Origin of the sequence: Aquabacterium sp. (genome assembly GCF_030652515.1) — a bacterium.
Classification (GTDB): domain Bacteria; phylum Pseudomonadota; class Gammaproteobacteria; order Burkholderiales; family Burkholderiaceae_C; genus Aquabacterium.
Genome location: NZ_JAUSAR010000010.1, coordinates 220330 through 243394 on the forward strand (window position 1 = coordinate 220330; position 23065 = coordinate 243394).

Genomic DNA, 23065 nt, shown 5'->3' on the forward strand with positions numbered 1-23065 from the left:
CCGACTTCTCTCTTTTTGATTTGATGATTGATTGAAATGACCATGCGCAAATTGACGATGGCCCTGGCTTGGGCAGCCTTGGTGCCGGCCCTGGCCCCACAGACCGCTCACGCCTGGTGGAACCCCGATTGGACGCAGCGCACGCGCGTCACCCTCAACACCACGGCGCAGGGCGTGGAGACCAAGGAAGCCGTGGCCGCCACGGTGGTGCCGGTGCGACTGCACTCAGGCAACTTCGACTTCCTGGCCGCCAAGCCCGATGGCAGTGACCTGCGCGTGGTGGCGGGCGATGACAAAACGCCCTTGAAGTTTTGGGTGGAGCGCTTTGACGGCACCAACGAGCTGGCCTTGATCTGGGTGCAAGTGCCCTCCATCCTGCCGGGCACCGACAAGAACGAGATCCACGTCTACGCCGGCAATGAGACGGCAGCGGCCGAGCCAAGCGGTAGCGACTTGCTGGACGCATCGACCGCTTTGGCGGTTCACTTCTCCGAGAAAGACGGCCCTGCCGCTTCCGTGGACCGAGACCCCAATGGCCTGATGGCTTCGGCCGCGCGCCTGAGTGGCCAGGCCCTGGTGTGGCCAGCCTCTGACAAAACCCGTGCGCCAGCGGCCGGCCCCTGGAGCGTGAGCTTGTGGGTCAAGGCGGCCAACGCCAATGGCGTGTTGTTCCAGCAAGGGCCCGTCAAGGTGGCACTGGCCAATGGTCAGGTGCAGGCCTCGGTCGGTACCACGCAGACATCTGGCGGGCAAGTGCCGGTGGATGCCTGGGCCCACATTGCCGCCACCTTGGGTGGTGGCAAGTGGACCTTGTACGTCAACGGCGCCCAAGCAGCGCAAGCCGATGCTGCACCTGGCACCGCCGCCATTGAAGGTGATGTGGCCGTGGGCACCGGCTTGCAAGGCCTGGTGGATGAAGTGCAGGTGCACACCACAGTGCGCAGCGCTGAATGGATCAAGCTGGCCCATGCCGCCCAAAGCGCCGATGCCAAGCTCGTGGCCACCAAAACCGAAACCGCTGAAAATGCGGAAGCCGAAGAAGGTGGTGAGCAAGGCCACATGGGCATCCTGGTGAGCAACCTCACCGTGGATGCCTGGGTGGTGATCGTCATCCTGGGCATCATGATGGTGCTGGCCTTCTGGGTGATGATCAGCAAGTCCATGCTGGTGGGCCGCACCGACAAAGGCAACCGCGCCTTCTTGTTGAAGTTCCGCGAAGCCAAGGACGTGATGGCCGTGCAGGGCTCCTACCAGCACTCGTCGCTGGCCCGCTTGTACGCGGCTGGTTTGCATGAGCTGAAGAAGCGCGACGTGGGCAAGGCCGAAGCCAAGCCTTTGTCTGGCGCCTCCATCGATGCCGTGAAAGCCGCCATCGATGCCGACCTGGTCCGTGAAAGCCAGGAGCTGAACTCGGGCATCGTGCTGCTGACCATTGCCATCGCCGGTGGGCCCTTCCTGGGCCTGCTGGGCACCGTGGTGGGCGTGATGATCACCTTCGCGGCCATCGCCGCGGCGGGCGATGTGAACGTCAACGCGATTGCGCCCGGCATCGCGTCGGCGCTGCTGGCCACGGTGGCGGGCCTGGCGGTGGCCATCCCGGCCTTGTTCGGCTACAACTACCTGGCCTCGCGCATCAAGAACATCTCATCCGACATGCAGATCTTCATTGATGAGTTCGTGACCCGCGTGGCCGAAGTTCACGGAGCGCGCTGATGTCCGCTGACATCAAGGGCGACCTCCAGGCCTACGACGACATCAACATCACGCCGATGTTGGACCTGGCGTATGTGCTGCTGGTCACCTTCATCATCATGACCACGGCCTCGGTGCAGGGCGTGAAGGTGAAGTCGCCCGTCACGCAGGCCGCCAACAACCTGGCCAAGCCGCAAACCCGCGGCATCACCATCACCACCGATGGCCAGGTGTACCTGGACGCCTACCCGGTGACCATGGACCAGCTGCGCAGCAGCCTGGCCCAGTACAAGGCGGCCAACCCCAACCTGCCCGTGGTGCTGAAGGCCGATGCCTCGGCGCAGTACGAGAAGGTGATGGACGTGCTGAACGTGGCCAAGAGCCTGGACATCACCGAAATCGGCTTGGTCACCAAGCGCGCGCAGTAAGTAAGGAGCGCCGGCGATGAAAGTTCAAGACGAAACCAAGCCCTACGACACGATCAATGTCACGCCCATGCTGGACCTGGCTTATGTGCTGCTGGTGGTGTTCATCCTGATGACCACCGCCTCCGTGCAGGGCTTGAACGTGAGCATGCCCAAGCCCAGCAACAAGCCGGTCACCGAGCAGCACGATCTGCGGATTGTGCAAGTGCTGGCGGATGGTGGCGTGACGATCAATGGCGTCGGTGTCAGCCTGACCGAGCTGGAAAGCCAGTTGGGCCAGGCCAAGGCGGCCGACCCCAAGATGACGGTGGCCATCAAAGGCGATGCCAAGGCGCATTACGACAAGGTGGTGTCGGTGATTGACCTGTGCAACAAGCTGGAGGTCAACATGGCGTTGGTGACCACCCGCATCGGCACGTGAGCGCGTCCAGCATGAACGATTCAGCACAAGTGAGCCCTCATTTCGAGGCAGCCGCCACGGTGTCATCCACCCGCGATTGGCGAACCATCGCCATGGGTTTTGGGGTGCTGCTGGCACTGGCCGCCCTGGTGTGGTGGGGCATGAGCCAGGTCGGAACGGGCAAAGGTGCACCCAAGCGGCAGACCGCCAAAGTGGCCTTGATGCCCGACACTCCGCCACCTCCCCCCAAGGAAGAGCCCAAGAAGGAGCCACCCAAAGAGGAGCCCAAGGAGACCGTGCAGCTCAACCGGCCACAGCCTACGCCCACCCCGGCGCCACCTGGCCAGCAGCTCAAGGCGGAAGGCGCGGCGGGTGAGGGCGGTAGCCCCTTCGCGGCGGGCAGTGTGAGCAAGGACTACACCGAAGGCAAGCCGGGTGGGGGCGGCGCCAGCGCGCCATCGGCACCGGTCGATCGCCAGAAGTTCCGCTTGTTCGCCGATGGATTGACGCGCCGACTGCAGTCGGAGTTGGAGCGCCAACTCGGCAGCTCCGAGTTGCCCCGGATGAAATTGTCCCTCCAGGTCTGGCTGGACGACACGGGTGAAATTGCCCGCTACGAGATGAGCGGCCTCAGCCGTCCGGAGCTTGACCGTGAAGTGCGCGAATCGCTGGACAAAGCCAAGGCCAACTTGCGCAGCCGTCCCCCGGCGGGCATGCCCCAACCCATCAACTTGAGCATGACCGTGATGCCCCAAGGCGGCTGATAGCGGCCTGACTCACTTGCATTAATCAGAGAATTTTCATGAACGTTTTCCCAACCTGCCCCCTTCCTCGTTCCTCCGTGGCGGTGATGATCGCTTTGGCTTTGACGTGCTCGATGAGCACCGCGCAAGCCCAGGTCCCCACGGACGAGAAAGCGCAGCTTGAGCAGTTGCGCAACACCACCTATGGCCTGATCCAGGCCTTGATCGATGCTGGCCTGCTCACCAAGGAGAAGGCCGATGCCTTGCTGCTGGCGGCCAAGCAGCAGGCCCAGGCCGCGCCTGCACAACCGTCTGGCACGGCGGCCGCTGCCGATGGCGCCAAGCGCTCGGTCATCCGCGTGCCCTATGTGCCTGAATCTCTGAAGGCCGAGATGCGCGACGAGGTCAAGCGCGAAGTGCTGGCCCAGGCGCGCACCGAGCGCTGGGGTGAGCCTGGCGCATTGCCGTCGTGGTTGAACCGCATTGCCCTGGAGGGCGATGTGCGGGTGCGCTGGCAATACGAAGATTGGGCCAATGACAACGCCACCCCGTTCACCTTTTATTCGCAGGCCGACACGCCCGCCTGGGCACCTGATCTGGTCAACACCACGGGCAACCGCAACCGGCTGACCATGCGCGCGCGCCTGGGGATCACCAGCGACCTCAAGTTCGGCTTCAAGACGGCCTTGCGTTTGAGCACGGGCAATGCGGGGCCGGTGTCCACCTCGCAGACCTTGGGCGGAGGGGACGGCAACTTCAGCAAGTACGCGGTGTGGGTCGACCGTGCCTCCTTGCAGTGGGATGCCTACACACCGGATGTCACCTTGACTGCGGGGCGCATGGCCAATCCGTTCGCGGGCTCTGACCTGGCCTGGCCGGATGATCTGAACTTCGATGGCGTGTCGGCCCGCTACCAGCTCAAGCTCAATGACACCAACCAGGTGTATGCCACCGCTGGTGCTTTTCCCTTGCAAGAGTTTGAAGTGGCCAGCACCGACAAGTGGCTGTATGGCGTGCAGATGGGGGCCAACCTGGACTTGAACCCCAAGAACAAGTTCAGCCTGGGTTTGGCCTTGTATGACTTCAAAGGCGTGGAGGGTTTGTATGACGGCGCCGACACGCCGACCGCCGTCGTGGCCAAGGCCGGTGGCTACCTGAGTTCGCAGTACCCCACATCGGTGCGGCAGAAGGGCAACACCCTCATCCGCCTGAACACCACGAACGGATTGCCTGCGCCGGCCTGGGGCTTGGCCTCCAAGTTCCGTCCCCTGGTGTTGAACCTGGGCTACCAAACCACCGCGATGGAATCGGTGACCTTCAAGACCTCGCTTGACTTGATCAAGAACACGGGCTTTGACCTGGCTGAGATCAACAGCCGAACGGCCGCCCCCATCTCATTGGCCGAGAAAACCACGGCCTTGCAAGTGCGAGCGCAGCTTGGCAGCCCCAAGCAAGAGTTGCGCGGCGACTGGACGGCCTTCCTGAGCTGGCGAAAGTTCGAGCGCGATGCCTGGGTGGATGCGTTCACCGACACGACCTGGCACCTGGGTGGAACCAACTATTCCGGCTGGTCCATTGGCGGCGCCTACTACGTGGGCCCCCGCACCTCGGCCGGCTTGCGCGTGACCAGCACCCGCAACCTGGAGGACGGCGTCCTGATCGGTGGTGTGTCCAATGTGAGCAGCGCGCCCTTGAAGATCGACGTGATTCAGTTGGAGTTGAATTCGCGCTTCTGAAGCTGAATCGGCAAATCCAAGGACACGAACATGAATCAGCTATTGAACAAAAAAACCCCGGTGATGCTGGCATTGACCTTGGCGTTGTTGGCCTCGGTCTTGCCTGCGCAGGCGCAGGAGAAAGCCAGCCGCGAACGGGAGGCCTTGCGCCGCGTTCAACAAGCCCTGCGCACCGCCCAGGAAGAGCAAGGCACCTTGCAGCGTGACAAGGCCAAGCTGGCCGCTGAGAAAGACAGTCTGTCGCAGGACATGAGCAAGCTGGATGGTGAGCTCAAACGCACCGCCTCCAAGGTGAGTTCGGCCCAAGCGGAAGCCCGTGCGGCGCAGTCCCGATCAAGTCAGCTGGAGACCGAACTCACCGCCGTCAAGGCTGAGCTGGACATGCTGAAGGCGCAGCACGAAGAGCAGGGCCGAAAGCTCCAGGAAAGCCAGTCACGTGTGGCGGCCGTCACGGCCATGCTGGAGCGAAGCACTCAGGCCCAGAAGGTGCTCGAGGCGCGCAATCAGCAGCTCTACAAAGTGGGGGTGTCGGTGGTCGAGGTATACCGCAGTCGCAAGCCGGCCGACACCTTGGCGCGCCAGGTGCCCGTGTTGGGCATGGGTGAGGTCACGCTGGAGAACGTGGCGGAGTCCTGGCTGGACCGCCTGGAGGAAGCGCGCTTCAAAGAGTAGAGCGCGCTTCGAAGCCTCAGGTCACGAATCGATGGTGATGGGATCAGGGGCCAGCAACTCATCCAGCTGCTGGATCCACTTGCCCAACACAGACTTTTGCGCCAGGTGGTCTTCGGCGAACCGCCGTGCCAGCACGCCCAACGCCTGGCGGGCATCCGGTTGATTGGCCAGCGACTCAATCGCGCCTGCCAGCGCCACCTTGTCATCCGGCGGCACCACGATGCCGCAGCGCGACACCACGTGGGCCATCTCCGTGCCCTCATGGCAGGTGGCCACCACGGGCCGACCGCTGGACAACATGCCCGACAGTTTGGAGGGCAGCACCAAGTCTTCGGCCTCGGGGCATTGGGGCAACAAGTGGATATCGGCCAGGCCCAGCAACTCGCCCAGGCGCTCAACGGGTTGCAAGGGAAGCAGCCGCACATTGCCTAGTTCTGCGCACGCTGCTTCCAACTGAGGCTTCATCACCCCATCGCCACAAATCACAAATTCAACGTCGGTGCGGTGCGCCAGCAGCCTGGCGGCTTCGGGGATCATCATCAAACCTTGCTTGCTGCCCAAGGTGCCCGAGAACAACACGACCGTGGCGCTTTGCGAGATGCCCAGCTCTTCCCGATAGGCGCTCACATGGCCCAGTGGCTGCACCTTGTCCACATCAACCCAGTTGGGAAAGTGCCGAATGCAGTCGCGGTCCACGCCCTTGTTCCGCAAGCGGTCCACCATGCGTTTCGAGATGGACGACACCACATCGAAGCGCCTGAGCATGCGCCGCTCCAGCCACAGCAGGGCCTGGCGCGCGCCTCGGCCTTCCATCAGGCCCATCTTGAAGGCCACGTCGATCTCGAAGTCCTGCACATGCAGCCAGGCCTGGGCGCCTGACAAGCGCGCGGTCAGCCAACCCGTGGGGGCGCACACAAAGGCGGGGGCCACGGTCAACACCACGTCTGGGCGCCAGCCCACTTGCCGCAGCATCACAGGCAAGGATGAGGCAGCGAAGGTCAACAGGTGAAGGATGCGCTTGAGGCCGCTCGGCCTGGAGGGCACCCACAAGGGCGCGCGCCACACGCGTGCGCCTTTCCACACCTCGTGGCGATAGGGTGGCCAGGCGTAGCCTTCGGCGATTCTCCAGTCGGGGTAATAGGGCGGTGCGGCCACCACGCGAACCTCGTGTCCTTCTGACACCAGCCACTCGGCCATCTCGCCAGAGTACTTGCCAATGCCGGTGGGTTCGGGGGCGAAATTGGCGCTGTAAATGAGAATCTTCACGGATGTTCTTTCAGCGCTGCGTGACAAGGCTGCCCAGTGGTCCGAACGGACCATGGGTTCTCTCGTTTTGAATGGGGATGACTCGACCTTTGGCGCCGTGCCGCGTTGCGCTTCAGGTGCTACGAATGGTGACAACCCGGGGTGTCACGTTCATGAACCGGCGTGGGCCGTATGGCGTCAGGCGGTGACTTGCGCTTGCGTGCTGTTGGCAAAGACCGACTGGTAGATGGACAGGTAGCGCTCGATGGCGCTGTGCGTGGTGAACTGCGCGGCCCAGGCGACTCGGCGTTGGCGCTGTTCATGGTCATCCTGGGTGAGCACCGTTTCCAAAGCATCGGCGCCGTGCTCGGCCCAAGGGCGAAGATCCTCGCCCGCTTGCAGCAAAGGCAGGTAAGAAGCCAGGGGGCCCGCGATCTCATTCATCGGGGCATCGTTGGTGGTGATGACCGGGCAGCCACAGGCCTGTGCTTCCACGAGGGGCCAGCCAAAGCCTTCGGCCAGGCTGGGGAACAAGAAGGCGCTGGCGACGGAGTAGGCCGCCTCCAACGCGGCGTTGTCGATGCCCTGGTAAAAGTGAATGCGGCCCTGGGGCGGCACTTGGGCGAGTGCTGCCAGGGTTTCGGCGCTGGAAGGATGGGGGCTGACCATCCACAAGGGCAAGGGTTCGGCATGCCTGGCGGCATAGCGCGCATACAGGTGAATGATGCCGACGGTATTTTTGTACCACTGGCCGCCCCCCACGTGCAGGATCATGCCCTGGGCACTGCCGGTGAGGCCTGCGCGTTCCAGCATCTGGATGGCCTGTTGGCGCGGCACGGGCTTGTAGGGGTAGTTCAGGCCGTTGTAGACGACGCGCGATGTCTGGGCCCTCACCAGGCCGTGTTCCACCAGATCGGCCTGCGTGCGTTGCGAGACGCAGATGAAGTGCTGCGCCCGTTGAAAGCCCCAACGGATGTACCGTTGGTAAAGCCGGCCCGTGGCCGAGGTGGGGTTCTGCGGGATGTGGCCCAAGGCCGATCGCAAGGCCAGCAGATCATGAGCATGGACCACGTGGGGCAGGTGTCTGACCAGGGGCACCCACGGGCCCAGGGCCTGATCGCACAGCACATAGAGGGTGTCTGGCGCCTGCTTCATCAGGCGCACCTTCACCTGCAATGGAAAGATCAGGTACTGGTCCACATACCCCGCCCACTTGGCCAGGCGCGTGTGCTGGAACAGCGCGTGGGCATGGGCCTGTGGTGCCCAGTAGTCCACGTCGTAGCCTTTGGTCTGCATGGCCGTGCCAATCATCCGAGCGAAGCGCGGCATGCTCTGCGAACGCATGAAGGGTGGGTGGCAGAAAAATACGAACTTCATGCGGCCATTGTGGGCAGCGCATGTGACGGCATCACTACGGTGCTCAACGGGTAAGCAGGCGTAAGAACAGTTCTGCGTGTGCTATTTCAACGCTCGTCCATGCTCATCCGGACCGATCATGGCGCGTTGCGGCGGCCACCGCGGTTCACCAAGAGATGGGGCATGGGTTCGAGATTCTGGACATTGACGCAAGCAGGCTTGATGGCCGCGGCCCTGGTGGCTTGTGGTGGCAGCGGTGCGGATCACTGGGGTGCTTGTGAAACCTCGGGGTCAGCGCAGGCGGCCACCGTGACACCCGTGGCCCCAGCCGTTCTGCCTGCAGCCCCCGCCGCCGTCACGCCGAAGCCCGGCCAGCCGACCCGGCAAGAGGCGACCCGATTTTTGACCCAGGCCACCTTTGGCCCCACCCAGGCCGAGGTGGCGCGTGTGATGGCGGTGGGTTACCAGGCGTGGCTGACAGAACAGTTCGCCTTGCCCGCATCGGCCACCTCGCACACCGCGGCTTGGGATGCTGCCAACCGTGCCATCATGGCCTTGGACGCTGGCCAGAAAGCCAGCAGTGGTGAAGTGAGCAGCAGCTTCTGGCGCCAGGCGGTCACATCGCCTGACCAGCTTCGCCAGCGGGTGGCCTTCGCCTTGTCCGAGATATTCGTGGTGTCCACCAGCGACAGCTGCGGTGGCAATGGTTACAGCCGCGGCGCGGCAGGCTACCTGGACATGTTGGGCCGACAGGCCTTCGGCCACTACCGTGATCTTCTGCGTTCGGTGGCCTTGCACCCGGTCATGGGCTGCTACCTCACCTACTTTCAGAATCAGAAAGAGGACATGAGCACGGGGCGCCTGCCCGACGAGAATTTCGCCCGCGAGGTCATGCAGCTGTTCTCGATCGGCTTGTACCAGCTCAACCAGGATGGCAGCTTCAAGCTTGATGCCAGCTCGCAGCCGCTGGAGGCTTACACGGCCAGCGATGTGTCGGGCCTGGCCAAAGTGTTCACCGGCTGGAGCCTGACCTGTGCCGAGGGCTTGACCGCCAGTTGCTTCTTCTCCAACCCCAGTTGGCCAGAGCAGTTCGTCTCGGACCTGCGAGGTTTCTCGCCATACCACTCGGGCGCTGAGAAGCGCTTCTTGGGGGCCGTGGTGCCCGCCAGCGCCCAGCCCTCGCCCGAGGCCGCCCTGAACGTGGCGCTGGACACCTTGTCTGCCCATCCCAATGTCGGGCCATTCATCGGCAAGCAGTTGATCCAGCGCCTGGTGACCAGCAACCCCAGCCCCGCCTACGTGGGCCGGGTGGCCTCAGCCTTCAAGGCCTCGGGCGGCAGTTTGCGGGCCATGGTCTCGGCCATCTTGCTGGACCCTGAAGCGCGCGACATGTCCGTCCTGGCCAGCCCTAGCTTTGGCAAGGTGCGTGAACCCATCCTTCGGTTCTCGGCGGTTCTGCGTGCCTTCGAGGCGCGCTCGGACAGCGGCATGTTCCTGATCACCACCACCACCGATCCGGGGGATTCTCTGGGGCAGTCGGCATTGGCCTCGCCTTCGGTGTTCAACTTTTTCAGGCCCGGTTACGTCAAGCCAGGCTCCTTGTCGGCCGCTGCCAAGCTGGCGACGCCCGAGTTGCAGATCGCCACGGAGACCAGCGCGGCAGGCTATGTGAACTTCATGACCCGCTTCATCTGGAGCGGCACGGGCCGCCATGGGTTTGACAACCAGGCCAAGCGCGCCGATGTCCAACTGGACTACAACCTGAACCCGAACAGCCCCTGGCTGGCCATGACCGACACACCGGCCTCGTTGGTGGACGAGCTCAACCAGCGTTTGATGTACGGCACCATGCCGACCGCCTTGAAGTCGGAAATCGTCCAGGCCATCACCGCCCTGGACTTCCGATCATCCATGCCACCGACGGCTGAGCAGATTGCCGACACGCGGCGGCATCGGCTCTGGTCGGCCCTGTTGCTGACCGTGGCCTCTCCTGAATACCAGGTTCAAAAATGAACGACCCATTGTCTTGCGCTGGCCGCCGTCTGTTCTTGAAACAGGCGGGCGCTTTGGCCACCTTGGGCGCGGGCGCTCCCCTGGCCTTGAACCTCGCTGCTGCTGGCGCTGCGGCGGCGGCCACCGCTTCCGATTACAAGGCACTGGTCTGCGTGTTCCTGCACGGTGGCAATGACGCCTTCAACACCGTGCTGGCCACCGATGACGACTCGTGGGGCAGCTACACCGAGGTTCGCCACCAACTGCCCGACTCCATCGCCTTGCTGCGCAATGCGACCGCCAACCGCACTGCCAGACCGGGCACACCCGCCTGGCTGGGCGGGGTTTTGCCCATCACGGCGGCCACCGCACAAGCTGGGCGAAGCTTCGCCTTGCACCCCTTGCTGGGCGACCTGCAAGGCCTGTTCAACACCAGCAAGCGCCTGGCCGTGGTGGCCAATGTGGGCCCCTTGCTGGAGCCTTTGAGCAAGGCCGATTACCTGCAAGGCCTCAAGCGCAAACCCCGCAAACTCTTTTCACACAACGACCAGCAGAGCACCTGGATGGCCTTGGCGCCCGAGGGGGCCTCCGTGGGGTGGGGCGGGCGCATGGCCGACATGCTGGCCAGTGCCCAGGGCGGCAGCCTGTTCACCGCCATCTCGGCCAGTGGCGATTCGGTGTGGCTCACGGGCCAGACGGTGCGCCAGTACCAGGTCAGCCCCGCCGGGCCCATCCGCCTGGGCACCATGCCTGATTCAAAAGGCGTCAGCCGGGTTTACGGCTCAGACGTGGTCGGCGCCGCCTTGGAGCGCGTTGTGTCCAGCTCGCGCAACAACCACGTCATGGCCGCCGACCTGGCCGGGGTGACCCAGCGCAGCATGCAGGCCGAGCGCATCCTCTCCAGCGCCTTGCCCAGTGCGGCCTTGGCGCCCTTTGGCCCCGCCACGGCCTTGCAATACACCACCTTGGCGGGCAGCCGGGCCCCCAACCCTTTGGCGCAACAGCTGCAAGTGGTGGCGCGCACCATCGCGGCCCAGCGCACCTTGGGCGTCAAGCGCCAGGTGTTCTTTGTCAGCCTGTCGGGATTCGACACCCACAGCGATCAGAACCGCGCCCACGCTGATCTGATGGCGCGCCTCAACCACGGCCTGCAGTACTTTGACAACGCCTTGATGGCCCTGGGCGTGTCGCCCCAGGTGACCACTTTCACGGCCTCCGACTTCGGCCGAACCTTCACCAGCAATGGCGATGGCTCTGACCATGGCTGGGGCGCGCACCATTTGGTCATGGGCGGGGCCGTGCAAGGCGGCGATGTGCACGGCGACTTTCCCATGCTGGGCAGGAAGAACCGGCGCGACAACCTGTTCGATGCCAGCCCGGACCAGATCCACAACGGCATCCTGCTGCCCAAGGTTTCGGTGGACCAGTACGGCGCGGCCCTGGGCCAATGGTTCGGGTTGGGCGCCGGTCAGTTGGCCGACATCTTTCCCAACCTGGTCAACTTCTCGGGCGCGAGTCGGTTGGCGTTGATGAAGGCGTGAGCTTGCTCAGGGCTTGTCGCTGTACTCGCGCACCTTGAGCGCGATCATGTGCTCGTAGATGGCGCGCAGCACGGCGTAGATGAAGCCCGAGCGGCCATCCAGGAAGCCGCGCTTGCCGACGTACAGCAGCAGGAACATCACCAGCGGCCGAAACGGCAGGCGGTAATACAGCTCCTTCTGGTGGAAGCGGCGCACATTGGGGTCGCGGGCCGTGAAGGCGCTGACCACGCTGAAGCCAGACTGGCCCTGCCGGTTCTCCATGATCTGGCGCGCCTCCAGCGTGCTGTACCAGTTGTGCTTTTCAAACCAGAAGCCGATGCCTTTGCTGAAGGGCAGGTGGTTGAAGTGCGCCTTCAACTCACCCACCGGGCCATCAACCCTTGTCACCGGGTTGGTCAGGCGCTCATAGCGGATGCTGGCGGGCTTGAACAATCGGATGTTGAAGGGCGAAGGCGTGACGTGCTTGAGCCAGGTGCCAAACAGGTAGTCGCGCCTTTGCACCCGGAAGGCCACACAGTCACCGGCATGCCGCACCGCATGCTGCATCGCGGCGATCAGCTCGGGCGTGAGCCGTTCGTCGGCGTCGCTCTGGTACACCCAATCGTGCTTGAACGGGATGTGGGCCAGCCCCCAGTTCTTGTGCGTGGACTCGTTGTCGTACACGCGCTGGGTCACCTTGGCACCGTAGCGCTGCGCCACCTCCAGGGTCCGGTCGGTGCTCATGGAATCGAACACGTGGACATCGTCCGACCAGGTCATGGTGTCCAGGCAGCCCGGCAAATCCTGCTGCTCGTTCTTGGTCAGGATCAGGATGGAGATGCCGCTCATGGCCGCGCCACCTGCTGGTCACGCTCGCCCACCCGGCGCACGGGCACACCGGCCCAGACGCCCCACCCTTCATGCAAGGATTTGGACACCACACCGCGCGCGGCCACCACCGAGCCTTCGGCGATGACCACGCCGGGGCACACAAAGCTTTGCGCACACAGCCACACATGCCGCTTGAGCGTGATGGGCGCAGTGGTCAGTTGCAGGTTGGGGCTGTTGAAATCGTGGGTGCCCGCGCACAGGTAGCTGCCTTGCGACACCACGGCGTAGGACTCGATGTGGATGTGGTCCATGCTGTAGAGGACCGCCCCTTCGCCAATGCCGACGAAGCTGTCGATCGTGAGGTGCCAGGGCGCCCAGACCTTGACGGAGGGGTGCACATGCACATGGTCACCAATGCGGGCCCCAAAGGCGCGCAGCAAGGCGCGCCGCCAGGCGTGCAGGGGCCGGGGTGTGGGGCGGAACAGCACCATCCAGGTGATGTCCCACAGTTGCCTGGCCAGGCGTTGCCGGAGCGAAAACGAGGGCGCGGTGTAGGAGTCGGTGCCTTGGAGGATCATCGTGATCGGCATTGTCTGGGGGCAATGTGACAAGACACCACATGCATGCCTGCACGTGCCGTCACATGCGTTTGCTAGCGTGGCGGGATGAGCAAGCCATCCCAACACCATCCCTGGTTCGACGTGGTCCGTGGCCTGAGCGCGCTGCTGGTGTGCGCGGGGCATCTGCGCGCTGTGCTGATGGTGGATTTTGCCGACATCGAGCACCCCGCGCTGTGGCATCAGGCCTTCTATGCCCTGACCGGGTTGGGCCACCAGGCGGTGATGGTGTTCTTCGTGCTCAGCGGCTTCTTCGTGGGTGGGGCGGTCCTCAAGCCGGGCTTTGAGGCGAGGGCGTATGTGGTGGCCCGCCTGGCCAGGCTGTGGGTGGTGCTGCTGCCCTGCTTGTTGATCACTTGGGCGCTGGACACCGTGACCCTGCAGGTGGCGCCCTCGATCATGGTGGGGGCGCACCAGGCCCAATGGCACTCTGGCCCGCAGGCCGGTCTTTACGACGCGGGCGCCCTGACCTTCCTGGGCAATGCCTTGTTCTTGCAGACCGTGGCCGTGCCCATCTTTGGGAGCAACAGCCCGCTGTGGAGCCTGGCGCACGAGTTCTGGTATTACGTGATGTTTCCCTTGCTGGCCGTGGGCGCGGGCTGGGCTGCCCATGGCACCGGCAGCATGGTGCGCGCCTTGGCCTTGGGCGCGGCCTTGCTCCTGCTGGTGGGCTTGCCCCGTGAGCTGGTCCAGGGCTTTGCGGTGTGGCTGATGGGCGTGGTGGCCTGGTGGTGCACGCAGTTGGCGCCGGGCTGGGTGCGCTTCATGGCACAGCGGCTCATGCCCTTGACCACGGGGCTGTTCCTGGTCGGCCTGGCCTACAGCAAATCCAAGGCCTGGCAAGCTGCGCTGGGCGTGAACGCGGACCTGTTGCTGGGGGCGCTGTTCGCCTTGTGGTGCCTGTCTTTGGCCGGGCCGGGGCCTGCGCTGTCCGGCTGGTCAGGCCGCCTGGCCAAACGCCTGTCCGACCTGTCGTACTCGCTGTACTTGTCGCACTTTCCCTTGCTGATGCTGTTGGCGGCGTTGTTCGTGAAGGCGCCTGATCGTCTGCAACCAGGCGGGCCAGCCCTGCTGACTTTTGCAGGCGCCTTGGCACTGTTGCTGGGTCTGGGCTGGCTGGTGTGGTGGTTGTTCGAGCGGCACACCGCCCAGGTGCGGCGGTGGGCAGTTCAGGCGTGGGCCGGTCTTTGGAAGAGCATCAGGCTGTAGCGCACGCCAGCGTAGACCAGCAGGTAGAGTGCCAGCCGCTGTGGAAAATCCCGCAGGTAGAAGCCGATGTTGTAGACCAGCGAATCGCCGCCCAGCCCGTAGATGAAGATCACCCAGGTCGAGCACATGGCCATGGGCGCGATGTCAAAGCCGTTGCCCCGCCGTGAAAAGCTGTCCAGGATCACGTAGGTGGGCAGCAGCGTCAGGCACACCACCAGGGGTGCCCAATCCAGGCCGAACAAGGCGATGGTGTGGGCCCACACCGAGCCGGTGGCATAGCCGCCCAAGGTGCCGTCCGGCCCCTCGCTCAGGTAGCGGTTGAAATCGGCAAAGGTGTACATCAGCTCGTTCTTGTCCACCTTGAGGCCCAGCGCATCCAGCATCGGCTGGGGCAGGATCGCCAGCACCTTGTCCTCGGTCAGTTGCCAGATTGCTCGGCGGTCTGAAGCGGTGGTGGTCGCGAAGTGGATGTTGTTGTCGTGGAACTTGGTCTCCGAAAATCGTGCGATGACGGGGTTGTCCAGGTAGGCCTCGTCATAGCGCTTGAACTCGGCGCCGTCTTGCGCGGCTTGTCGGTACTGCTGCAGGCGCGTGCGGTCGGCCAGCGTGCGGAGGGTTTCTTCGACCATCTCCATGCGCTTGAGTTGAGCCACCTTGTCGCGGTTGATGACCATGGCCACGGCGAGGTCGGCGAACAGCACGATGGCGATCGACGCCGCGACGGTCAGCACGGCCAGGCGGTGGATGGTTCGGCGGGTGATGGGCGTTGGGTCTTGCAGAAAGTAGACCAGGAAGATCAGGCAGGCCTGCACCGGGCCGATGGCCATGAGCTGGCGGCCATTGCGGGCCATGGCCACCACGATGAGGATGGCCAGGTAGGCCAGCAGCAAGGGGCCTTGCTTCCTGATGTCGCAGTAGGCCTCGCCAAGGCGCCGGTGGTAGATCAGGATCAGGAAGGGCATGTAGGCCAGGAAGCTGAAGGCCTGGAAGGCCTTGCCGCCCACATCGCCGGTGGCGGTGCCGCCCGCCGTGGCCATGGCCACTAGGCCGATGGCGGTCATGATCCACAGCGTGTTGATGGGGGGGATCGACAAGGCGCCCATGGGGGCCAGCACCTGGTGGGCGATGAAGTCGCGGATGGCGTTTGTCACGGCCAGGTGGCGGTACACCCAGTGCGTGCCCACGGCCAGCACCTGCACACAGGCCAGCACCGCAAAGGTCACCTCGGGCCAGCGCAGCAAAGCGATGAAGGGGGTCCAGCTCAAGGTCTGGGCCAGCAGGGCTGCGTACTGCGTGGTCACACACATGCCCAGGATCGCCAGCGATGAGATCGGGTAATCGATGGGGGCTTTGGAGCGCCACAGGTACTGGATGACCAACGACGAGGAGGCCACCACCAGCGCGACGCAATTGAGGTTGGCCACGCTGGGGTCGATTCGCAGTTGGCACAGCGCGCACAGCAGGCTGAGGGCCTGCATCAGGCCAAAGAACAGGTCGAGCTTGTTGGCGCGCATGCTCATGAAGCCTGGAGGTTGGCCAGGCGCTTGAGAACCGCACGGCACAGGTCTTCGTTGCCGACCTGGTTGGCCAGCAGCCGACGTTGTCCTGCCTGCCTGATCTTCTCGCGCAGGCTGGGGTTGGCCAGCAGGGCTTTGCAATGCGCGGCGCATTCCTGGGCGGATGACCAGAACACCGCTTCTTCGCCATCGCGGTAAAGCTGCAGGTGTTCGTCCGTGCGTTGCGCGCACAGCAAACCACCGGCCGCCGGGATCTCCATGGTGCGGGTGGTGTGCTGGTCCCGGTTGCCTTTGGACAGCATGCCGATGCACAGGCGTGCACCACGGATCGCATCGACGTAGGCCTGGCCCGACAGGCTCTGGCCACGCCAATAGGGTTGAAGCGCAGGCCACACATCGGAGCTTTGCCAGTTGTCGCCCCAGATGGCGGGCTTGAGGCCTTGCCGGATCAGGTCCAGCATGAACAGGTCGCGGCCTTCACCCTTCATGCGCCGGCCGATGAAAACGATGTCGTTGTCGTAGAGGGGGTCAACCGGGCGGGCTTCGTCGATGGGGCGGTGGGCCACCTCGTCGTGGCTCATCCAGACGCGGAGCACGTCGCGCGCCCCCAGCGCCTGGAACTCGGCCACGTTCATGGGCCGCACCACCACACACAGGTCGTAGGCGGGGATGGCGCTGCGCAAGGTCATGAACCGTGCCCGGTCGCGCGTGCCCGAGGGATCGTCGTGGTTGAAGAGCACCAATTGCGTGGCGTGGGCTTTCAGTTGCTGCAGGGCGGTCAGGCTGAGCAGTTCGCCGTTGTCGACCCAGCACAGGTCGTGGCCAGGGTGGCGTGCCAGCTGTGTCTTCAGCCATTGGTTCACCACCGACCGGATCATCAGGTAGCCCGTGCGGTAGTGCAGGGCGCCGAGAAGTCCTCGGGTGTGCGGCTCGACGGCCTGGTAAGGGTCGAGCACATCGACGTGGCAGCCCAGGCGGCGCAAGGCCTCGGCGCGGTGCCCCGAGGTGGAGGACGGGCTGGAGGCACCCAGGTACAGAACACGCATGTCATGCCCTCCCAAGGGCTTGGTAGATGCTGCGTGCGCTGGTGCCATAGTCGCGCCAGCCGCCAGCATCCTTCACCTTGAGCAGGGCCTGGCGGCTCATCTCCGCGCGCTTGGCGGGGTTGTCGGCCAGCGACTGCAGGCGTGCGGCCAGGGCTTCACTTTGGCGCGTGGGCACGATGAAGCCTTCCCGCCCATCGGTGAGGAGGTCGCGCGCCCCGGTGTGGTCCGTGCCGATCACGACGCAGCCACAGGCCATGGCCTGCGACAACACCATGCCAAAGCCATCCTGAACACTGGGCAACACCATCGCATGGCTTTGGCTCATCAGCGACTTCAACTCGGCCTGTGGCACGTGGCCCAGCAAGCGCAGCTCATCGGGCCACAGGCCGTGGGCCTTCATGCGCTCGATGAACACGGGCGATGGTGCGCCAGCGAAGGTCAGCGATTTGCGCGGATGCCTGATCATCTTGTAGGCCTGGAGCAGGTAGGGGAGGCCTTTGTTCAGGTTCATGCCGCCCACGTACAGCACATCGAACTGCCCGGGCACCGGCTGACCTGTCGGTTTGAACATCTGCAGGTTGACGCCGTAAGGCAGCATGCGCAGCTTGTGCGCTGGCACGCCGGCCTGGATGAAGGACATCACGCTGAAACTGGACGGCACGGTGATGCAGTCGGCCATCTCGTACTCGGCCTCCTCGCGGGCGATGACGCGCGGGTCGATGCCGTCAAAGGGCACGCCCCAGCGGTCAGATTCTTCGCGCAACAGGGTGTCTTGCACGCGGATGTGCGAGGAGCCCCGATCACAGACATACCGGGCCCCGCGTGCTTGCGCGGCCTGGCCGCTGCGAAGGCCGGAGCCCGACAGGCCGACAAAGACATCGCAGGCGGGCAGGTGGCGTGCCACGTGGGCGTCCAGCGAAGTCTTGCTCAACCACTCCCATTCGCGCACGAGGCGCTTGCCCAGCAGGTGCCGTTTGGGCATGGCCATGTAAGACGCCTGAACCCAGGGCCAGCTTCGGACCTTGTCGGGGGGCAATCCTTCACGCCCCAGCTTGAAGCGCGGGTAGCCCGTGAAGAGGGCCTCCAGGCAGCGGTGGGCGTGGAGCTCGCGGGCCAGGTCGAAGGTGTGGAACCGGCCGGGTGCGGACAAGACAACTTTCATGGTGCGTGAACCAGGCGATGCGCCATGAACAGGCACAGCAGGGCGATGGCCGACTCGGCCGCGAGCATGCCCAGGCCGACACCGTTGATGCCCCAGATGCCGCCCAGGGCGTGTGACAAGGCAAACGCCAGCGCCGCGGCCAGCAAGGACCACTGCGCCAGCGCGATGTGCTGGTTGGTGGCCATGAGCAGAACGCGGGGCACGTGCCAGCTGCCGCAGATGGCGGCGTAGGCCAACAGGGCCCACATCAGCCCGGCCTGGTACCCGATGGCGTCATGGGTCCACAGGCGCAGCAAGTTGGGGCCGATCAGGCACAGCACCAGGCTCAATCCCACGGACAGCGCCAGCCCCAGGACCAAGGAGCGTTGATACAGGGGCTTGGTGGCCGGGCCACCACCCAGCCCGAACAGGCGCGAGAACTCGGCCCACAGCGCGTGCCCGAAGGTGGCCGTGACTTGCACCGCCACACGCGCGATCGTGCGGTAGGTGTTGAAGAGGGCCACCACGGCCGGACCGAACTGTTGGCCCACCAGCAAGGTGATGCCCTGGAAGCTGATGGCATTGGCCAGCGGAAACAGCATGAAGGACAAGGCCGGTTTGAGCATGGCCCGCACCTCGCCCCAATGGGCGTGTTGCGTGCCCCAGCGCAGGCCAGCACTGTCCTGTCGGCTGATCAGGCCGGTGGCCACCACGCCCAGCAGCCGGGCGCACAGGCCCCCCACCGCCACGGCGGTGAAGCTGCCCCACACCCACAGCCCCACCATCCACCCTGCCCATTCCAGCAAGCGGATGAGGGTGCCCAGCGTGGTGCCCAGCGCGTATCGGCCGGTGGCCTTGAAGATGGCCTCGGCCAGGCCACCAAACAGGGCCAGCAGCACACCGCCCACCAGGGCGGCCAAGGCCAGTCGCTCATCGCTGCTGTCCAGGCCGGGGATGGGCGCCAGCATCACGGTTGGCAAGCTCAGCAAGGCCACGCCGGTGCAGGTCAGCAGCATGAACACCAAAGCGCTTTGAAAGACCGTGTTGGCCTGCGGTGCCTGGCCTTGGCCCATGGCCATGGTCATGCGGTTGCCCGCGGTGGCCACCATGCCCACGTCGGCCATCGACAGGTAGGCCGGCAGGGCCGACAGCATGAGCCAGGTGCCATACGTGGCCACATCCCAGTGGTGCAGGAACAGCGGCAGGGATGCCAGCTGGATGCCGATGCTGACGGCTTGTCCAAACGCATTGGCCCCCAGTGCGGCCACGATCCGGCGAATGACCGGGCTCACCTCAGGTGTCCTGCTGGCCGATGATGCGTCGGCGATCTTCGGGATTCATGGCGCCCAGCAAATCCTGGATGAAGCGATCTTGAAGTCCGAAGGGCTGGGGCAGGCGCGTGACCTCCGAAACCCGGAACAACATGCCATCCGATCGGTAGCCCTTGAGGGCCATCTTGATGCGGGCCAGGTTGCGATCACGCGATCCGCGCGACACCTCGTCACCCACGCGAATGAAAAAGGTGAGGGGCTCGGTGCGCCGAGGGCCCATGGTGGTGATCAGTTGCACGGCCTCGATCGGACCAAAGGCTGAACTCACCGTGTGCTCCATGCGCTTTTCCACCCGGAAGCCTTGCGAGGGGTAGCAGGCCTCGGGTGTGTGCAGCTGGGTGTCGTTGGATTGGTCCCGACCGTAAGCGATCGACAGCATGATCTTGCGTCCGGTGGGGCGGTGCAGGTAGGTGCGCGCGAAGGTCTCGCTGTACAAGCGCATCAGGTTCTCTTCCTGCACGGGATTGACCACTGATTTCTGCGCGTAAGGCAGCTCCTGCCATTCACCGAAGCGTGTGGGGATCAGGGTAGCGTAATGGGGCTCGCCAATGACATCGGCCCAGTACTGGCGTGGCTTGAGCAGCTCGGCCGCCGCGACCGAGCCCACCATGATGAGCACGGCGATGAACAGCGCGCTGGCCTTGATTCTGGAAGGTCTGGGCAGCATGGCATTCACCTTGTGGGGGCCGACAGCCATGCCGATGCCCAGCGCAGCAAGCCATCGATTGAGACGATCAGGATCAGCGCGACCAGGAAGAGCACGGCCCCGGCGAACCCGTGCAGGAAGCCTTGCCCCACCTCGTCGCCGAAGTGGTAGGTGAGCAAGGCCAGGAAGATGACGCGGATCATGTTGGCCGTGAACGAGATGGGCACGATCAGCAGGCCCAGCGCGACATTGCGCAGCAGCGATGAATGGCGGGCCACGTTCAGGTAGAAGATGCCCATGGCCTCCAGCATGAACAAGGTGCGCATGCCCGCGCAAGCGTCGGCCACCAGCAACTGGTACTGGCCGATGTTGATGACCACCCCGGTGTGGGTGATGGGGTAGCCCGCGGCCCACAGCAGGTTGCTCACGGCGATCGAGATGTTCAGCTTGATGAACTGGCTGATCGGGTCCAGCAGGAAGCCGGGGATGGGCACCATGAAGAGCAGGAAGAACAGCGGGAACTTCAACTGGTTCAGCAGGGGCGTGCCACCGGCCATCAGCACCACGCCCAGCATCATGGGGATGAAGGCGAACACCTCGAAGTAGATGACGCCCAGCGCCCTGCCCGCCACGTAGAACAGGAAGCCCACCGCGAACGCTGGCCAGCACCAGCCGCGGTGAGGTGGCTCCCCTGGTGGGGCGGTGTATTCACGCCAGCGCGTGATCAGCAGCCACATCGACATGGCCAGCATGATCGGGCCATGGCTGTGCTCGCCTTTGGCCCACAAGCCGGTTTCGTTGTCTTGCAGCAGGTCCCACAAGGTCAGCGCGAACATGGCCAGCAGGCCCAGGGCCAGCACCACCATGTCCAGCGGGATGCTCAAGGGTGCGGATTTTCCGGGCAGCGTGTTGGCGGCCAGGGACGGATTACTCGTGGTAGTCATAGGTCTGGAAGCCGGCTGATTTGATCAGGCTGTCGCGTTGGGCCGAGGCATGGTCGCTGCGGACCATCTCGCCGACCAGCTCGCGCAAGGTGGTTTGCGGGCTCCAGCCCAGCTTGGATTTGGCTTTGGAGGGGTCGCCCAGCAGGGTTTCCACTTCGGTCGGGCGGTAGTAGCGCGGGTCCACCCGCACGACCACGTCACCCACCCGGCAGGTTGCCAACAGCTGGCCGTTCACCGAGCGGATGTCGGCCACCATGCCGACCTCGCGCTCGCCTTGGCCTTCAAAGACCAGGGTGATGCCCAGCTCCTTGGCCGCGAACTCCACGAACTGGCGCACGCTGTACTGCACGCCGGTGGCGATGACGAAGTCTTCGGCCACGTCCTGCTGCAGCATCAGCCACTGCATCTCGACGTAGTCGCGCGCATGGCCCCAATCGCGCAGGGCGCTCATGTTACCCAGGAACAGACACTCTTGCAGGCCCAGCGCGATGCGGCTGATGGCCCGCGTGATCTTGCGCGTCACGAAGGTCTCGCCGCGCACCGGGCTTTCGTGGTTGAACAGCACGCCATTGCAAGCGTACATGCCATAAGCCTCGCGGTAGTTCACCGTGATCCAGTAGGCGTACAGCTTGGCCACCGCGTAAGGGCTGCGCGGGTAGAAAGGCGTGGTTTCCTTCTGGGGGATCTCTTGCACCAGGCCATACAGCTCGGAGGTCGAGGCCTGGTAAAAGCGCGTTTTCTTCTCCAGACCCAGGATGCGGATGGCTTCCAGCAGGCGCAGGGCCCCGATGCCATCGGCGTTGGCCGTGTACTCGGGCTCTTCAAAGCTCACGGCCACGTGCGACTGCGCGGCCAGGTTGTAAACCTCGTCGGGCTGCACCTTCTGCATGATGCGGACCAGGCTGGTGGAATCGGTCAGGTCGCCGTAGTGCAGGATGAAGTTGCGGTTGTCAACGTGCGGATCCTGGTAAAGGTGGTCGATCCGGTCGGTGTTGAACAGGCTGGAGCGGCGCTTGATGCCATGCACCTCGTAGCCCTTCTTCAGCAGAAACTCCGCCAGGTAGGCGCCATCCTGCCCGGTGACGCCGGTGATCAATGCAGTTTTTCGGGATGTCATGGGGTGGCTTTCAGAACTCGTTCATCAACACGCCACCGAACTTGACGGAGGCCTTGTTCAGTTGCTTGACCAGCTTTTGCAGGTGAGGCACGCGGCTGCGGTTCTGGCGCGCGATCACCAAAGCCGAGCCACAGTGCGAGGCGATGATCCGCGCGTCCGAGCCCAGTGAGGCCGCCGGGGTGTCCACCAGCACATGGTCAAACTTGCCCAGCAGCTCGCGCAGCAACAAGCTGAACGCGGCTTGCTGAAGCAGCTCGACCGGGTTGGGGGCCACCACGCCAGCGGGCAGCAGGTACAGGTTGGGCAGGTGCTCGACAGGCTTGATCACATTGGGCTCGGCCCGCCCCGCCAGGATGCTGGTCAGGCCGGGGCCCGCGTCCACGCCGAACACTTCGTGCAGGCGGGCCGATCGCAGGTCGGCGTCCACCAGCAAGGTGCGGCCGGGCAACTGGCTGAAGGCCACGGCCAGGTTGGCGGCGATGAAAGATTTACCATCGCCCACATCGGGGCTGACCACCGCCAGGGCATGGCGTCCGGCGTCATCGCCCATGGCCGACATCAGCAACTGCGAGCGCAGGTCGCGGAAGGCCTCGACCTCCTCGCTGAACGGATCATTGGCCACGACCAACTCTTCATTCAACTTCTGCTCGGCCGTGGGCGCATAGGGGTAGTGGAACTGCTGCGACAAGGCCCACACCACGTCGGCGGGGCGCGCGAATCCCAGAGCCACCACCGCCTCGCCAAAGCGGACGCTGTGCTGGCGTTGGTGGTCCAGTGCCTGCAGTACCTGGTCGGCCGACAAGCCCTTGGTCCGGCGCAGGATGTCACCCAGCGAGGCGTCTTCGATGACGCGGTGTTCTTGTGATGAGTTCATGGGCTTGGCAG

21 protein-coding genes are annotated in these 23065 nt (G+C 64.4%); 9 read left to right on the plus strand and 12 right to left on the minus strand.

The annotated features are described in order from the left end of the window. Positions 1–42: 42 nt before the first annotated feature. Genes Q7V20_RS02040 through Q7V20_RS02065 form a run of 6 tightly spaced genes read left to right on the plus strand, consistent with a single transcriptional unit; the run spans position 43 to position 5668 of the window. Positions 43–1713 carry a DUF2341 domain-containing protein gene (locus Q7V20_RS02040; protein WP_304786631.1) on the plus strand — a complete coding sequence of 557 codons (1671 nt, stop codon included), beginning with the start codon at positions 43–45 and terminating at the stop codon, positions 1711–1713. Beyond that, on the plus strand, positions 1713–2120 hold the full coding sequence (locus Q7V20_RS02045; protein WP_230180377.1) for a biopolymer transporter ExbD: 408 nt from the start codon (positions 1713–1715) through the stop codon (positions 2118–2120). Before Q7V20_RS02040 ends, Q7V20_RS02045 begins: the two co-directional genes overlap by 1 nt. A 16-nt stretch (positions 2121–2136) precedes the next feature. Continuing rightward, complete coding sequence (locus tag Q7V20_RS02050) at positions 2137–2538, plus strand: biopolymer transporter ExbD (RefSeq protein WP_304786634.1); 402 nt, start codon at positions 2137–2139, stop codon at positions 2536–2538. Between the two features lie 11 nt (positions 2539–2549). Then, on the plus strand, positions 2550–3281 hold the full coding sequence (locus Q7V20_RS02055; protein WP_304786636.1) for a hypothetical protein: 732 nt from the start codon (positions 2550–2552) through the stop codon (positions 3279–3281). A gap of 38 nt (positions 3282–3319) precedes the next feature. Further along, complete coding sequence (locus tag Q7V20_RS02060; protein WP_304786638.1) at positions 3320–4996, plus strand: putative porin; 1677 nt, start codon at positions 3320–3322, stop codon at positions 4994–4996. Positions 4997–5026: 30 nt separating this feature from the next. After that, complete coding sequence (locus Q7V20_RS02065) at positions 5027–5668, plus strand: hypothetical protein (protein ID WP_304786640.1); 642 nt, start codon at positions 5027–5029, stop codon at positions 5666–5668. A gap of 21 nt (positions 5669–5689) precedes the next feature. Here the strand turns inward: Q7V20_RS02065 and Q7V20_RS02070 are convergent, their stop codons facing one another. Both Q7V20_RS02070 and Q7V20_RS02075 read right to left on the minus strand, forming a co-directional pair. After that, the gene (locus tag Q7V20_RS02070) at positions 5690–6934 is read right to left on the minus strand and encodes a glycosyltransferase WbuB (RefSeq protein ID WP_304786642.1); all 1245 of its coding nucleotides are present in this window, start codon (positions 6932–6934) and stop codon (positions 5690–5692) included. Between the two features lie 177 nt (positions 6935–7111). Further along, positions 7112–8290, minus strand: coding sequence for a glycosyltransferase family 1 protein (locus Q7V20_RS02075; RefSeq protein ID WP_304786644.1), 1179 nt, complete (start codon positions 8288–8290; stop codon positions 7112–7114). 162 nt (positions 8291–8452) lie between these two features. Here Q7V20_RS02075 and Q7V20_RS02080 point away from each other — a divergent pair, with 162 nt between their 5' ends. Together Q7V20_RS02080 and Q7V20_RS02085 are read left to right on the plus strand one after the other, a co-directional pair. Beyond that, positions 8453–10282 (plus strand): DUF1800 family protein, encoded by a 1830-nt coding sequence (locus tag Q7V20_RS02080; RefSeq protein ID WP_304786646.1) that lies wholly within the window; start codon positions 8453–8455, stop codon positions 10280–10282. Beyond that, positions 10279–11802 (plus strand): DUF1501 domain-containing protein, encoded by a 1524-nt coding sequence (locus tag Q7V20_RS02085; protein WP_304786648.1) that lies wholly within the window; start codon positions 10279–10281, stop codon positions 11800–11802. The genes Q7V20_RS02080 and Q7V20_RS02085 overlap by 4 nt, the downstream gene beginning before the upstream one ends. A gap of 6 nt (positions 11803–11808) precedes the next feature. On the opposite strand, the gene Q7V20_RS02090 is transcribed toward Q7V20_RS02085, so the two are convergent. Both Q7V20_RS02090 and Q7V20_RS02095 read right to left on the minus strand, forming a co-directional pair. After that, the gene (locus Q7V20_RS02090; RefSeq protein ID WP_304786650.1) at positions 11809–12630 is read right to left on the minus strand and encodes a glycosyltransferase family 2 protein; all 822 of its coding nucleotides are present in this window, start codon (positions 12628–12630) and stop codon (positions 11809–11811) included. After that, positions 12627–13190 (minus strand): putative colanic acid biosynthesis acetyltransferase, encoded by a 564-nt coding sequence (locus tag Q7V20_RS02095; protein ID WP_304786652.1) that lies wholly within the window; start codon positions 13188–13190, stop codon positions 12627–12629. The genes Q7V20_RS02090 and Q7V20_RS02095 overlap by 4 nt, the downstream gene beginning before the upstream one ends. A gap of 87 nt (positions 13191–13277) precedes the next feature. Between Q7V20_RS02095 and Q7V20_RS02100 the strand changes: the two genes are divergently transcribed. Further along, on the plus strand, positions 13278–14438 hold the full coding sequence (locus tag Q7V20_RS02100) for an acyltransferase (protein WP_304786654.1): 1161 nt from the start codon (positions 13278–13280) through the stop codon (positions 14436–14438). Here the strand turns inward: Q7V20_RS02100 and Q7V20_RS02105 are convergent. Genes Q7V20_RS02105 through Q7V20_RS02140 form a run of 8 tightly spaced genes read right to left on the minus strand, consistent with a single transcriptional unit; the run spans position 14399 to position 23054 of the window. Beyond that, positions 14399–15958, minus strand: a complete 1560-nt coding sequence (locus tag Q7V20_RS02105; protein WP_304786656.1) for a hypothetical protein — start codon at positions 15956–15958, stop codon at positions 14399–14401. The genes Q7V20_RS02100 and Q7V20_RS02105 overlap by 40 nt on opposite strands. Further along, a complete protein-coding gene (locus tag Q7V20_RS02110) occupies positions 15955–17001 on the minus strand; it encodes a glycosyltransferase (RefSeq protein WP_304786658.1) in 1047 nt (348 codons plus the stop codon). Before Q7V20_RS02110 ends, Q7V20_RS02105 begins: the two co-directional genes overlap by 4 nt. Before the next feature lies 1 nt (position 17002). Then, complete coding sequence (locus tag Q7V20_RS02115; RefSeq protein ID WP_304786659.1) at positions 17003–18163, minus strand: glycosyltransferase family 4 protein; 1161 nt, start codon at positions 18161–18163, stop codon at positions 17003–17005. Beyond that, a complete protein-coding gene (locus Q7V20_RS02120; protein WP_304786662.1) occupies positions 18160–19434 on the minus strand; it encodes a lipopolysaccharide biosynthesis protein in 1275 nt (424 codons plus the stop codon). Before Q7V20_RS02120 ends, Q7V20_RS02115 begins: the two co-directional genes overlap by 4 nt. Before the next feature lies 1 nt (position 19435). Then, on the minus strand, positions 19436–20140 hold the full coding sequence (locus tag Q7V20_RS02125) for an exosortase C-terminal domain/associated protein EpsI (protein WP_304786664.1): 705 nt from the start codon (positions 20138–20140) through the stop codon (positions 19436–19438). A 5-nt stretch (positions 20141–20145) separates the two neighbouring features. Further along, positions 20146–21063, minus strand: coding sequence for an exosortase B (gene xrtB, locus Q7V20_RS02130; RefSeq protein ID WP_304786665.1), 918 nt, complete (start codon positions 21061–21063; stop codon positions 20146–20148). Then, positions 21047–22180 (minus strand): GDP-mannose 4,6-dehydratase, encoded by a 1134-nt coding sequence (gene gmd, locus Q7V20_RS02135; RefSeq protein ID WP_304786667.1) that lies wholly within the window; start codon positions 22178–22180, stop codon positions 21047–21049. Before gmd ends, xrtB begins: the two co-directional genes overlap by 17 nt. A gap of 10 nt (positions 22181–22190) precedes the next feature. Next, positions 22191–23054 carry a polysaccharide biosynthesis tyrosine autokinase gene (locus tag Q7V20_RS02140; protein ID WP_304786669.1) on the minus strand — a complete coding sequence of 288 codons (864 nt, stop codon included), beginning with the start codon at positions 23052–23054 and terminating at the stop codon, positions 22191–22193. Positions 23055–23065 lie beyond the last annotated feature (11 nt).